The following is a 12,737-nucleotide window of genomic DNA, read 5'->3' as shown; positions in this document are numbered from 1 at the left end:
GGTGTCGGGTGGGGGTGTGCCAGAATGGCGAGCGAAACGGAGGACCCTCCGGTACATCCGTCAACGTACCGGAGGACCCTCCGCTCAGCAATCCCACACCGGACGGACGACCCGCACCCGTGAACCCGAAACCGACCCGCCGCGACGCTCTCGACAACCGGGAGCGCATCCTGACCGTCGCCCGCGAGGCCATCGCCGCGTCGAGCACCGCCTCCCTCACCGCGATCGCCAAGCAGGCGGGCGTCGGCATCGGGACGCTCTACCGGCACTTCCCCACCCGGGAGACGCTGATCCTGGAGCTGTACCGGCACGACATCCAGCACCTGATCGACCGCGCGCCCGTGCTGCTGGCCGAGCATCCGCCCCTCGCGGCGCTACGACTCTGGCTAGAAGAGGTCGCCCACTACGGGCGGCTCAAGTACGGCGTCGCCGAGGTGATCCACGCGGCGACCGACGGGGGCGCGGACGACGAGTACTTCGCGCCCTTCGTGGCCGCGATCGACGTACTCCTGAAGGCCGGGGCCGCCGACGGTTCGCTGAAGTCCGGGATCGATCCGGAGGACGTGCTGCTTCAGCTCAGCGTGCTGTGGCGGATCGATCCGGCGCGGCCGGGCTCGGAGGCGCGGGCCGGGCGGATCCTCGAGCTCATCGTGGACGGGCTGCGGGCGACTCCGTGAGGGGCGCGTCCTCGAACGAGTCCGCCGTCACGCCGAACGCCTTCAGCACCAGCCGGTCCCGCAGCCCGTCCGGCAGGAAGCGCAGCAGGGCGAGGGCGCGGCCGTCGCGGCCGGTGGTGGTGAGGGTCGCCGGGCGGCGGGCGGTGAGGGCGCGCACGACCGCGTCGACGGCGGGGGCGACCGGGCCGAGCTGCTGGCGGGCGGCCGTCGCGCGTACGGCGTCCAGGGCGCGGGCGTAGTGCTCCTGGGTCTTGGCCGAGCCCGCCCAGCCCAGGTCCGTGCTCGCCTTGTCCGCCGTCGCGAAGATCGGGGTGTCCATGGCGCCGGGTTCGACGAGGGTGACCTTGACGCCCTGGTGGCGGAGTTCCGCGCGCAGGGAGTGGGTGAGTGCGGCGAGCGCGGCCTTGGAGGCGGCGATGGGGCCGAAGAAGGGCGGCGGGACACGGGCCGAGACGGCGCCGACGTTGACGATGCGGCCGCCGGAGGCCCGTAGCGCGGGCAGGAAGGCGCGGATCACGGTCGCCTGGCCGATGACGTTGATCTCGAACTGGCGGCGCCAGGCCTCGGTGGGCGTCAGTTCGACGGGGCCCTGGCCCATGATCGCGGCGCTGTTCACGAGTCCGTCGAGTCGCGACCCGATCTGCTCGGCCGCGGCGAACACGGAGTCCTCGTCGGTGAGTTCGAGCCGGACGGGGGTGAAGCCGGCGTCCCGGAGCGCTTCCGCGTCCTCGGGGCGGCGGTGGGCGGCGTACACGGTCCAGCCGGCGGTGTGCAGGGCGCGGGCGACTGCGGAGCCGACGCCGCCGGTGGCGCCGGTGACCAGGACGGTGCGGGGAGTGGACAGGGGAAGCTCAGCCACAAGGGCCGCCTTTCACAAGGGAGTTCAGACCACCATGGAGTCCGGTGTCCCTCTCACCCTGCGCCGGGTCGCCGCCCACTTGAAGAGTGCAGAATTAACTGGTGCCGGCAACACCACCACCAGAATCCGGGGATCACGGCCGCAAGGCGCTCGCCGCCTTCCTGCGGTCCCGCCGTGAGCGTGCCGATCCGGACGGGACGGGGCTGCCGGCGGGCGGCCGGCGCCGAACTCCGGGTCTGCGCCGCGAAGAAGTGTCCCTCCTCTCCGGTGTCAGCCTGACCTGGTACACGTGGCTGGAGCAGGGCCGTGACATCAATGTCTCCCCGCAGATCCTGCTCGCGCTGTCCCGGGCGCTGCAGTTGGACGAGGTGGAACGGGCGCACCTGTTCCGGCTGGCGGGCAGGGCCGCGCCCGAACCCGCCGAGCGGTCGCTCCAAGTACCGGACGCCGTACGGGCGTTCCTCGACACGCTGATGCCGAACCCGGCGTTCGTCATCGACCGCTGCTTCGACGTCCTGGCCTGGAACCGGGCCCAGGAGGCCGTCCTCGGCGCCGCCCTCCTCGACCGGCCGCGCCGTGAACTCAACAGCGCCTGGCTGCTGTTCAGGGAACCCGGGGTCCGCGCCCTGATGCCCGAGTGGGAGGCGGAGACGGAGTGGATGGCCGGTCTGCTGCGGCAGCAGGCGGCGTACGAGCTGGACAACCCGCGCTTCGCCGAGCTGATCGACGAACTGACCGCCACCAGCCCGCACTTCGCGCGGCTGTGGGAGGCGCACGAGGTGGTGGAGTTCCGCTCCTCCGTGCGCCACTACCGCCACCCCGACGCGGGTGACATCGAGGTGTCGTTCGTACGGCTCGCGGTGCAGGAGGCGCCCTGGCTGAGCCTGATCTGTCACTTCCCGGAGCCGGGCAGCGAGTCGGAGAGACGGCTGCGCGGGCTGGTTACCCTTCCTCAATGACCACCACGCCAGACTTCGCCACGTACCTCGCCGGACTCCCCCGCATCCTCGCCGGGGCCGCCGCGCTCTTCCGCGACACCGAGGGCAATGTCCTGCTCGTCGAGCCCAACTACCGTGAGGGCTGGGCCCTTCCGGGCGGCACCATCGAGTCGGACGACGGCGAGACACCGCGCCAGGGCGCGCGCCGCGAGACGCTGGAGGAGATCGGCCTCGACGTCGAACTCGGCCAACTGCTCGCCGTCGACTGGATCTACCACGGCCCGGACTACCCGCCCCTGGTGGCCTACCTCTACGACGGCGGAGTCCTCACCGCGAACGACCTCAAGTCGATCCGACTCCAGGAGGAGGAACTCCTGTCCTGGCGCCTCGTCCCGCGCGACGAACTCCCCGAGTACCTGCCGGGTTCGCTCGGGCTCCGCGTCCTGGTCGGGCTCGATGTGCTCGCGGAGGGCGCGGGAACGGCGGAGCTGGAGAACGGACGGCGGGTGGGCTGAGCCCCTTCCCGACGGCCCCGCCGGCTCTCAGCCCTCGACCTCGCGGGGCTTGACGTCCACCTCGCGCCGCGCGTCGTCGCGTGCCTCGGCCCTGGCCTCGGTGCGGTGGCCGCGCTGGATGTAGTCGCGGACGACGAGCTCGACGGCGTCCTGCGGGTTGCTCACGCCCGCAAGGACCATGACTTCCACGACGAGCGCGGCGTCGAGCGAGACGTTCACCTTGGCCATGGGCGGACGCCAGCACCTGCGGGCGCGCCCCGAACATCCGTACGAGGCGAGGAACCCACCGCACCGATGACCAGTCCTGCCCCCGTGGACGACGACGCGTACGCCGGGATCGTGTTCTCGCGTCCTCGCGATCGGTGCCGCCGGTGCGGTGGTGGGGTGTGTTCGCTGCCGTCCGTGCGGCGGATCACGGGCCGGTGGTGGACGGGCCCCGCCGTACTGGCCGGCCCGATCGCGGCGACCCGCTGGGCGACGGGCAGTTGATATCCGTTCGCCTCCCGGCGCCCGGGCGACCTACCCTCGGCCCATGAACAAGCCTCTCGTCGCCGTCCTGAGTGGCGCGGGTATCTCCACCGACTCGGGGATCCCCGACTACCGCGGTCCGAACGGGCTGTGGCGCCAGGATCCCGAGGCCGAGAAACTCGTGACGTACGAGTACTACATGGGCGACCCGGAGATCCGGCGCCGGTCGTGGCAGATGCGGCGCGACAACCGCGCGCTCCAGGCCGAGCCGAACGCCGCGCACCGGGCGATCGTCGAGCTGGAGAAGTCCGGCGTACCCGTGCGGGTCATCACGCAGAACGTCGACGGGCTGCACCAGCTCGCCGGCCTGCCCGCCCGCAAGGTGCTCGAACTGCACGGCACGGCACGGGAGTTCAGCTGCACCGGATGCCATGCGCGCGGCCCGATGCAGGACGCCCTCGCCCGGGTCGCGGCCGGCGAGGCGGATCCGCCGTGCCTGGAGTGCGGCGGGATCCTGAAGTCGGCGACCGTCTTCTTCGGCGAACGGCTCGACCCCGTCGTCCTCGGCGAGGCCGCGGCCATCACCAAGGCCTGCCAGGTCTTCATCGCCGTCGGCAGCAGCCTCCAGGTCCACCCCGCCGCCGGACTCGCCGGTGTCGCCGCCGATCACGGGGCCCGGCTGATCATCGTCAACGCCGAGCCGACGCCCTACGACGAGCAAGCCGACGAGGTCGTACGGGAGCCGATCGGGACGGCGCTGCCCGAACTGCTGCGGACCCTGCGGGGCGTCTAGAAGAGCGCCGCCCCGCTCTCGAAGTCCAGCAGTCGCTGCTTGCGGTCCAGGCCGCCGCCGTAGCCCGTGAGGCTGCCGTTCGCGCCGACGACCCGGTGGCAGGGGACGATGATGCCGATGGGGTTCTTGCCGTTGGCGAGGCCGACCGCGCGGGAGGCGCCCGGGTTGCCGAGGGCGTCGGCGAGGTCGCCGTAGGAGCGGGTCTCGCCGTAGGGGATGCGGCGCAGCTGGTCCCAGACGGTGCGTTGGAACGGGGTTCCGTGCAGGCGCAGTTCGAGGGTGAACTCCTTCAACTCGCCCGCGAAGTACGCCTGTAGTTGCGCGGTCGCCTCGGTGAAGGGGGTGTCGTCGGGGGTGCCGAAGGATTCCTCCGGGGGGCGGTGGCGCTGGTCGACCATGTAGAGGCCGCAGAGGGTGCCGTCGTCGTCCGCGACGAGGGTCAGGGGGCCGTAGGGGCTGTCGATCACGGTGTGGTGCTTCGTCACTTCTGTTTTCCCTTACACAGGCAGGAAGTTGATCGGGTGGGTGTCCGTCGCCCACAGGTACTGGACCGCGTACGCCCGCCACGGCCGCCACGCCGCCGCGCGGGCGGTGAGCGCGGCCGGGGTCGACGGGAGGCCCAACTCCTGTGCGGCGCGCCGGATTCCGAGGTCGGTGGGGAGGAAGGCGTCGGGGTCGCCGAGGGCGCGCATGGCGATGACGTCGACCGTCCAGGGGCCGAAGCCGGGGAGGGCCAGGAGCTGGGCTCGTGTCTCCGTCCAGTCGCTCTCCACTCCCAAGTGGAGGGTTCCGTCGGCCAGTTGGGCGATCAGGGTGGCGAAGGTGGTGCGGCGGGTCTGCGGCATCGCCAAGGACTCGGGGGCCAGCGCCGCCAGTGACTCCGGGGACGGGAAGAGGTGGGTCAGGCCGCCCTCGGGGTCGTCGACCGGTTCGCCGTGGGCGGTGACCAGGCGGGCCGCGTGGGTGCGGGCCGCCGCCGTGGAGACCTGCTGGCCGAGGACCGCCCGTACGGCGAACTCGGCCTCGTCGACCGTGCGCGGGACGCGTCGGCCCGGTGCCTTGTCCACCAGCGGTGCCAGAACGGGATCGGTCCGCAGCTGGTCGTCCACCGCGACCGGATCCGCGTCCAGGTCGAGCATGCGGCGGCAGCGGCTGATGGCCACGGGGAGGTCGCGCAGGTCGCTGAGGGTGAGGCGGCAGGCGATGTGGTCGGAGCAGGGGGTGAGGGACGCGATGCCGTGGCCGTAGGGGAGGCGGAGGGTGCGGCGGTAGGCGCCGGCCCGCCACTCCTCCACGCCCGGTACGGCGGTCGCCGCCAGGTGGCCGAAGAGGTTGTCGGGGTTGAGCGGGGCGCGGAACGGCAGGCGGAGGGTGAGTGTGCCGGGGGTGAGGACGGTCGTCCTCGGGCGCCTGTTGCGCAGCTCGCTCGGCGTCAGGGCGAAGACCTCGCGCACGGTGTCGTTGAAGGTGCGGATCGAGGAGAAGCCGGCGGCGAAGGCGATCTCCGCCATCGGGAGCGCGGTCGTCTCGATCAACAGCCTTGCTGTCTGGGCGCGTTGGGCGCGGGCCAGGGCGAGGGGGCCGGCGCCGAGTTCGGCGAGGAGCTGGCGTTCGATCTGCCGGGTGCTGTAGCCGAGGCGGGAAGCGAGGCCGGGGACGCCCTCGCGGTCCACGGTGCCGTCGGCGATGAGGCGCATCGCGCGGGCCACCAGGTCGGCCCGCTGGTTCCACTCCGGGGAGCCGGGGCTGGTGTCGGGGCGGCAGCGCTTGCAGGCGCGGAAACCCGCCTGCTGGCAGGCCGCCGCGCTCGGGTAGAACGTCATGTTCTCGGGCTTGGGCGGTACGACCGGGCAGCTGGGCCGGCAGTAGATGCGGGTGGTCAGGACGGCCGTGAAGAACCAGCCGTCGAAGCGCGCGTCCTTGGACTGGACCGCGCGCACACAGCGCTCCGTGTCGGTGTGCATCCCGTTCTGCATGTGTCCAGCATCCGATACGGGCCGGGCCGGGGCTGGCGGGAATCCGACATCGACGTCGCGTGGCCTGGCCCTCTCCCGGGTCCGTGCCGGTGAGGGCCGGGCATATCGGTTTGTGGTGTGAGACCCGGCTTTGTAGCGTCGACCTCCGTGACCCCTCCCTCACTCTCGCACAGCGCCGATTCCCTCCCGGCCCGCCTCGACGCGGCCCGGAGCGACTACGAAGCCCTCCTCACGAAGAAGCTGTCGCTCGACCTGACCCGCGGCAAGCCGTCCGCGCGACAGCTCGACCTGTCCGCCGAACTGCTCTCGCTGCCCGGCGACCGCTACACCTCCGCCGACGGCACGGACTGCCGCAACTACGGTGGCGCGGAAGGGCTGTTGGAGCTGCGGGAGATCTTCTCCGGGTTCCTCCAGGTACCGGCCGGGCAGCTGCTCGCCGTGGGCAACTCCAGCCTGGAGCTGATGCACGACTGTCTGGTGCACGCGCTGCTCGGCACGCTTCCCGGGGCGGCGGGCCGCTGGGCGGACGAGGAGCGGGTCGCGTTCCTGTGCCCGGTCCCCGGCTACGACCGGCACTTCGCGCTGTGCGAGCGCTTCGGCATCGAGATGATCCCGGTGCCGATGACCGCCGAGGGTCCCGACATGGACGTGGTGGAGCGGCTGGTCGCCGCGGACCCGGCGGTCAAGGGCATCTGGTGCGTGCCCAAGTACAGCAATCCGGACGGCACTTGCTACAGCGACGAGGTCGTACGACGGCTCGCCGCGATGCCGACGGCGGCGCCCGACTTCCGGATCTTCTGGGACAACGCCTACGCCGTGCACCACCTCACCGACGAGGAGGTGGAGATCGCCGACCTGTTGGCGGCCTGCGCCGAACACGGCAGTCCCGACCGGGTCTTCGTCTTCGGGTCCACCTCGAAGATCACGCTGGGCGGTGCGGGCGTGGCGTTCTTCGGCTCGTCCCCGGCCAACGTGGCCTGGCTGCGCGGCTACAGCGCCAAGCGCTCCATCGGACCCGACAAGGTCAACCAGCTGCGGCACGCGATGTTCCTGCGCGATCCCGACGGCGTGCGCGCCCATATGCGCAAGCACCGTGAGCTGCTGCGGCCGAAGTTCGACACCGTGCTGCGCATCCTCGCCGACCGGCTGGGCGACACCGGTCTCGCCACCTGGTCGACGCCCAGGGGCGGTTACTTCATCACCCTCGACGTCCCCGAGGGCTGCGCCCGCGAGGTGGTGCGCCGCGCGGCGGACGCCGGTCTCGCCCTCACGCCGGCGGGCGCCACCCATCCGTACGGCGACGACCCCCAGGACCGTACGATCCGGATCGCCCCCTCCTTCCCGGACGCCTCGGAGATCGAGGAGATCATCGACGGGGTGGCCACCTGCGTACGGCTCGTGGGCTACGAAAAGCTGGTGGCGGACGCGAGTTGACCCGGTGCGAGGCACCGCACACCTGATGCTCCAGAGGTGTGCGGTACCTCACGCCACGGTTACAAATCGCTCAACCTCTGGTTGCGAAGCGGTGAGCAGTCCACGATGGGGACATGACCCTGGCCGAGAGAGCCATGCAGCGACTGACAGGCTGGCCCGACCTCAGTCCGGGCCCGGCCAGCTGCGGCACGGGGCGGGCGCTGCGGTCCGTCCACAGCGAGATCGTGCATTTCCACTCCGACCACGATGTGGACCTGCATCTCACCGTCGGGGCCATCCTCCGGTTCCATCATGATCTCAGCGAGTCGACGGCGATCCGGATCATCCCGGGTTCCCGCTGGGTGACGGTCCACCTGGACTGCGAGACGGACGTCGACCTGCTGCTGAGCCTGGTCAGCGTCGCCCTCAAGGCACATGCGGGCGGGCCCCCTTCCGGGAACCCGCCCATGACCGGCTGCAACTTCCACCGGGTGACACTGGTGCCGCGGGACGGCGACTAGGACCGGTCCAAAAGGACCTCGCCCCTAGAACACCGCCGCCGTGTCGTCCTCCCCCGCCTCCAGCAGGGTGGCCGCCGCGCCCACGATGCGTGGGTCGGGGCTGCCGACGACCTCGTCGTCCTTGTCGGCGTAGTCGAAGCGGGCCAGCACGCTGCGCATGGCCTCGACGCGGGCGCGCTTCTTGTCGTTGCTCTTCACCACGGTCCAGGGGGCATGCTCGGTGTCGGTCTCCCGGAACATGGCGACCTTGGCGGCGGTGTAGTCGTCCCAGCGGTCCAGCGAGGCCAGATCCATCGGGCTGAGCTTCCACTGCCGTACGGGATCCACCTGGCGGATCGTGAAACGGGTGCGCTGTTCACCCTGTGAGACGGAGAACCAGAATTTGATCAGGTCGATGCCGTCGTCCGCCAGCATCCGCTCGAACAGCGGGGCCTGGCGCATGAAGCGGCGGTACTCGTCCTCGGAGCAGAACCCCATCACGCGCTCCACGCCGGCCCGGTTGTACCAGGACCGGTCGAACAGCACGATCTCGCCGGCGGTCGGCAGATGCTGGACGTAGCGCTGGAAGTACCACTGCCCGCTCTCGCGCTCGCTCGGCTTCTCCAGGGCGACCACGCGGGCGCCGCGCGGGTTCAGGTGCTCGGTGAACCGCTTGATGGTGCCGCCCTTGCCGGCCGCGTCCCGTCCCTCGCAGACGATGACGAGCCGGCGTCCGGTCTCCTTGATCCAGCGCTGCAGCTTCAGCAGTTCGATCTGCTGGAGCCGCTTGTGCCAGTCGTACTCCTTGCGCTCCATGCGCTGTTCGTACGGGTAGTTCTCGCGCCAGGTGTCCACCGGGCTGCCGTCGGGCCGGATCAGCACCGGGTCGTCCTGGTCCGTGTAGTCGACGCGCAGCCCCGACAACAGCTCAGTCATCCCGGCCTCCTTCTCGATGGTGTTCGGTTGATCAGTGGCATCGGCGGTATTCAGTGGAACTGCGGCACGATGAGATATATGCCGTATGCCACGACAGCCGCGCAGGCGAGAAAGCACAACCCCGCCTGGGCAAATCCGAGCGCGTGGGTGCCGCCGTCCTGTTCGCGGGCGGTCTCGACCTGGGCGATGCCGAGCACCCCCAGCGCGAAGACGACGACCACGCCTACGGTCACTCCGACACTCACCGCGAAGACCTCGCCGAGGGCGTTCCAGTCCAGGCTCATGGCTCAACTCCCTTGATTCAGGCGGCCGTACGGACGTCGGTGGACGCGCCGCCGCGGATGGTGACCTCGTGGGTCTCGTTGACGTTGTCGGCGTGCACGGGGTTGCGGCGCGAGGCGATCACGATGAATCCGGCCACGGCGGCGGCGATCAGCGCGATCAGGGCCGTACCGAGGTTGCCGCCGTGCTTGACGACGGTCGCGGACAGACCGCCGACCGCGGCGGCGGCCGGGAGGGTGACCAGCCAGGCGATGACCATGCGGCCCGCGGTGCCCCAGCGGACCTCGGCGAGGCGCCGGCCGAGGCCCGCGCCCAGGATGCCGCCGGAGCAGACCTGGGTGGTGGAGAGCGCGAAGCCGAGGTGGGCGGAGGTGAGGATGACGGTGGTGGAGGCGGCCTCGGCGGCGAAGCCCTGCGGGGACTGGATGTCGGTGAGGCCCTTGCCCATCGTGCGGATGATGCGCCAGCCGCCGATGTAGGTGCCGAGGCCGATCGCGAGTCCCGCCGAGGCGATGACCCACACCGGCGGACCGGCGTCGTGGCCGAGCGCGCCCACGGAGATCAGGGTCAGGGTGATGACGCCCATCGTCTTCTGGGCGTCGTTCGTGCCGTGTGCGAGGGAGACCAGCGAGGCCGAGGCGATCTGGCCGAGCCGGAAGCCCTTGGTGACCGATTCCTTGCGGGCCCGTGCGGTGATCTTGTAGGCCAGGTAGGTGGCGAGGAGAGCGGCGATTCCGGCCACGAGCGGGGAGGCCACCGCGGGGATCAGGATCTTCTCCACGACCTTGTCGAAGTGGACCCCGTTGGAGCCCGCGCCGACCCAGACGGCACCGATCAGGCCACCGAAGAGGGCGTGCGAGGAGCTGGACGGGAGCCCGAGCAGCCAGGTCAGGAGATTCCAGAGGATCGCCCCGACGAGCCCCGCGAAGATCATCCCCGGCGTGACCAGGGTGTCGTCGACGATGCCGCCGGAGATCGTCTTGGCGACTTCCGTGGAGAGGAAGGCGCCGACGATGTTGAGAGCTCCACTGATCAGAACCGCCGTCTTGGGCTTCAGCGCCCCGGTGGCGATGGACGTCGCCATCGCGTTGGCGGTGTCGTGGAATCCGTTGGTGAAGTCGAAGGCCAAGGCCGTGACGATGACGACCGCCACGAGGAACGTGATGTGGTCCATCGCTCGATGGAAGCAATCGAAGGCGTACATTCGGCCAACCGGAGGCCAAATCCAGGCATGGCCCGGTCAACGTGGGCCTACGTACGGCACCCTCCGGCCCTCGTTCGCACCTTCCTCCACTTCATGCGCACACTTCCTTCTTTTTATGGCATGGCCCGGTCAAATCTGCGAAGCTTCCCCCGCGATCACGCACCAGCTACGCGCGTTCCCGAGGCCACCCACCGGCACACCCAGTCCGGCCGGGCGGCCACCGAGCAGGCCGGGATCCCGGCCGCCGTATAAGGAGTTCCGTGTGAGACCGACCCCCCACAAGGCCCTGGCCGCCGGCGTCTTCGCCGTCGCGGCAGTGGCCGCCCTGTCGCTCCCCGTCACCCCGGCCGCCGCGGCACCGTCCGCGGCCCCCGTGGCCGCCGCCTGCACCCCGGCGCAGGTGGTCGCCAACGGCGGCTTCGAGAGCGGCACTTCGTCCTGGACCCAGTCCTCGACGACCGTCATCACCAGCCGCACCGGGCAGAGCGCCCACGCCGGCACCAGCTTCGCCTGGCTGGACGGCACCGGCGGCACGCACACCGACACGCTGTCCCAGAGCGTGACGATCCCGTCCGGCTGCGCCAGCGCGACGCTCACCTTCTGGCTGCACATCGACACCGCCGAGACGACCTCGTCGACCGCGTACGACAAGCTCACGGCGAAGATCGGCAGCACGACCCTCGCGACGTACTCGAACCTGAACAAGGCCACCGGCTACGTCCAGAAGTCGTTCGACGTGTCGTCGTTCGCCGGCCAGACCGTGAGCCTCGCCTTCTCCGGCGTGGAGGACTCCAGCCTCCAGACGAGCTTCGTCGTCGACGACATCGCCCTCAACACCTCGGGCGACACGGCCCCGCCGGCCGACTCGACGCGCACGCCGGCCGCCCCGGCGTACACCGTGAGCCTGAGCAGCAACACCGCCGGCACGGTGTGGACCGGCCACGAGAGCACGACCTTCACCAACGCGTCGGCGACCCCGCTGACCGAGGTGTACCTGCGGCTGTGGGACAACTACCACGGCACCTGCACCGCCCCGCCGATCACCGTCACGAACGTCACCGGCGGCACCGCGGGCGCCCTCTCGGTCGCCTGCACGGCCCTCCAGATCGCGCTGCCGACCCCGCTCGCACAGGGTCAATCCACCACGATCGGCTTCGACTTGGGGATCACCGTCCCGAGCGGCGCGGACCGGTTCGGCTACGACGGCGCGTTCAGCATGATCGGCAACGCGCTGCCGGTCCTCGCGATCAAGGACGGTTCGGGCTGGCACCTGGACCCGTACACGAACAACGGCGAGTCCTTCTACTCCCTGGCCGCCGACTTCAAGGTGACCCTGGACCACCCGAGCACCCTGCTGGTCCCGGCCACCGGCGCCTCGGTCGACACCCCCGGCACCAGCGGCCGTACGGTGACCACGGCCACCGCGTCCAAGGTCCGCGACTTCGCGTGGGCGGCGGGCCCGTTCACCAAGATCTCCGGTACGTCGACGGCGGGCACCCCGATCAACATCTACTCGGTCACCGGCATCAGTTCGGCCAACGCCCAGTCGATGCTCACCACCGCCAAGTCGGCGGTCGACGCACACGCCGGCCGCTTCGGGGCCTACCCGTACGGCGAGTTGGACGCCGTCATCGACAACAACTTCTGGTTCGGCGGCATGGAGTACCCCGGCTTCGTCCTCGACCTGGTCAGCACCACGGCCCTCACCCATGAGATCGGCCACCAGTGGTTCTACGGCATCGTCGGCGACGACGAGTACAACAGCCCCTGGCTGGACGAGGCGTTCACCGACTACGCCACCGACCTGGCCCAGGGCCTGACCGGCACCAACTGCTGGAACAACGTCTCCTGGGCGTCGTCGGCGGAGAACATCACCAACTCGATGGCCTACTGGGACGCCCACTCGTCCCGCTACTCCACCGTCGTCTACGGCTACGGCAAGTGCGCCCTGCACGACCTGCGCCGCACCCTCGGTGACACTGTGATGGCCAAACTCCTGAAGGACTACGCCACTTCGCACTGGTACGGCGTCTCGACCACGGCCGAGTTCAAGGCGGCGGCCCAGGCCGCGACGACCACGGACCTGACCTCGTTCTGGACGACGCACCGCATCATCGGCTGACGGAGGGGAGTTGGCGGTGCGGTCGGGTATCGCACCGCCAACTCCCTTTCGCGC

At 70.5% G+C, this 12,737-nt stretch carries 15 protein-coding genes; 8 read left to right on the top strand and 7 right to left on the bottom strand.

What is annotated here, in order from left to right; genetic code table 11:
• The first annotated feature begins 119 nt into the window (after positions 1-119).
• Positions 120-677 (top strand): TetR/AcrR family transcriptional regulator, encoded by a 558-nt coding sequence (locus tag SSP08S_RS29680; RefSeq protein ID WP_019071288.1) that lies wholly within the window; start codon positions 120-122, stop codon positions 675-677.
• Here the strand turns inward: SSP08S_RS29680 and SSP08S_RS56165 are convergent.
• Positions 646-1,536: an SDR family NAD(P)-dependent oxidoreductase gene (locus SSP08S_RS56165; RefSeq protein WP_019071287.1), complete on the bottom strand. Its 891-nt coding sequence runs from the start codon at positions 1,534-1,536 to the stop codon at positions 646-648. The genes SSP08S_RS29680 and SSP08S_RS56165 overlap by 32 nt on opposite strands.
• Before the next feature lie 101 nt (positions 1,537-1,637).
• Here SSP08S_RS56165 and SSP08S_RS29670 point away from each other — a divergent pair, with 101 nt between their 5' ends.
• On the top strand, positions 1,638-2,495 hold the full coding sequence (locus tag SSP08S_RS29670; protein WP_026178935.1) for a helix-turn-helix transcriptional regulator: 858 nt from the start codon (positions 1,638-1,640) through the stop codon (positions 2,493-2,495).
• Complete coding sequence (locus SSP08S_RS29665) at positions 2,492-2,989, top strand: NUDIX domain-containing protein (RefSeq protein ID WP_019071285.1); 498 nt, start codon at positions 2,492-2,494, stop codon at positions 2,987-2,989. Before SSP08S_RS29670 ends, SSP08S_RS29665 begins: the two co-directional genes overlap by 4 nt.
• 27 nt (positions 2,990-3,016) lie before the next feature.
• On the opposite strand, the gene SSP08S_RS29660 is transcribed toward SSP08S_RS29665, so the two are convergent.
• Positions 3,017-3,217: a type II toxin-antitoxin system VapB family antitoxin gene (locus SSP08S_RS29660; RefSeq protein ID WP_019071284.1), complete on the bottom strand. Its 201-nt coding sequence runs from the start codon at positions 3,215-3,217 to the stop codon at positions 3,017-3,019.
• 66 nt (positions 3,218-3,283) lie between these two features.
• On the opposite strand from SSP08S_RS29660, the gene SSP08S_RS61910 reads away from it, so the two are divergent.
• Together SSP08S_RS61910 and SSP08S_RS29655 are read left to right on the top strand one after the other, a co-directional pair.
• Positions 3,284-3,478 carry a hypothetical protein gene (locus SSP08S_RS61910; protein WP_158697225.1) on the top strand — a complete coding sequence of 65 codons (195 nt, stop codon included), beginning with the start codon at positions 3,284-3,286 and terminating at the stop codon, positions 3,476-3,478.
• 43 nt (positions 3,479-3,521) lie between these two features.
• Complete coding sequence (locus SSP08S_RS29655) at positions 3,522-4,250, top strand: SIR2 family NAD-dependent protein deacylase (RefSeq protein ID WP_019071283.1); 729 nt, start codon at positions 3,522-3,524, stop codon at positions 4,248-4,250.
• Here SSP08S_RS29655 and SSP08S_RS29650 read toward each other — a convergent pair.
• Together SSP08S_RS29650 and SSP08S_RS29645 are read right to left on the bottom strand one after the other, a co-directional pair.
• Positions 4,247-4,735 (bottom strand): methylated-DNA--[protein]-cysteine S-methyltransferase, encoded by a 489-nt coding sequence (locus SSP08S_RS29650; RefSeq protein ID WP_019071282.1) that lies wholly within the window; start codon positions 4,733-4,735, stop codon positions 4,247-4,249. The two genes, SSP08S_RS29655 and SSP08S_RS29650, sit on opposite strands and share 4 nt — an antisense overlap.
• 12 nt (positions 4,736-4,747) lie before the next feature.
• Positions 4,748-6,226, bottom strand: coding sequence for an AlkA N-terminal domain-containing protein (locus SSP08S_RS29645; protein ID WP_019071281.1), 1,479 nt, complete (start codon positions 6,224-6,226; stop codon positions 4,748-4,750).
• A 147-nt stretch (positions 6,227-6,373) separates the two neighbouring features.
• Here SSP08S_RS29645 and SSP08S_RS29640 point away from each other — a divergent pair, with 147 nt between their 5' ends.
• Both SSP08S_RS29640 and SSP08S_RS29635 read left to right on the top strand, forming a co-directional pair.
• Positions 6,374-7,660 carry an aspartate aminotransferase type Ic gene (locus SSP08S_RS29640; protein WP_019071280.1) on the top strand — a complete coding sequence of 429 codons (1,287 nt, stop codon included), beginning with the start codon at positions 6,374-6,376 and terminating at the stop codon, positions 7,658-7,660.
• Between the two features lie 113 nt (positions 7,661-7,773).
• On the top strand, positions 7,774-8,160 hold the full coding sequence (locus SSP08S_RS29635; protein ID WP_019071279.1) for a luciferase domain-containing protein: 387 nt from the start codon (positions 7,774-7,776) through the stop codon (positions 8,158-8,160).
• A gap of 24 nt (positions 8,161-8,184) precedes the next feature.
• Here the strand turns inward: SSP08S_RS29635 and ppk2 are convergent, their stop codons facing one another.
• From ppk2 to SSP08S_RS29620, 3 genes are read right to left on the bottom strand one after another with little or no spacing between them, the layout of a single operon-like run.
• Entirely contained in the window at positions 8,185-9,075 is an 891-nt protein-coding gene (ppk2, locus tag SSP08S_RS29630) for a polyphosphate kinase 2 (RefSeq protein WP_019071278.1), read from the bottom strand.
• Between the two features lie 50 nt (positions 9,076-9,125).
• Entirely contained in the window at positions 9,126-9,359 is a 234-nt protein-coding gene (locus SSP08S_RS29625) for a hypothetical protein (RefSeq protein WP_019071277.1), read from the bottom strand.
• Positions 9,360-9,376: 17 nt separating this feature from the next.
• Complete coding sequence (locus tag SSP08S_RS29620) at positions 9,377-10,531, bottom strand: inorganic phosphate transporter (protein WP_019071276.1); 1,155 nt, start codon at positions 10,529-10,531, stop codon at positions 9,377-9,379.
• Positions 10,532-10,823: 292 nt separating this feature from the next.
• Here SSP08S_RS29620 and SSP08S_RS29615 point away from each other — a divergent pair, with 292 nt between their 5' ends.
• On the top strand, positions 10,824-12,683 hold the full coding sequence (locus SSP08S_RS29615; protein WP_019071275.1) for a M1 family aminopeptidase: 1,860 nt from the start codon (positions 10,824-10,826) through the stop codon (positions 12,681-12,683).
• Positions 12,684-12,737 lie beyond the last annotated feature (54 nt).

The organism is Streptomyces hokutonensis (genome assembly GCF_000376565.1).
GTDB classification, from domain to species: Bacteria; Actinomycetota; Actinomycetes; order Streptomycetales; family Streptomycetaceae; genus Streptomyces; species Streptomyces hokutonensis.
This window is presented reverse-complemented; position numbering and strand designations above follow the sequence as displayed.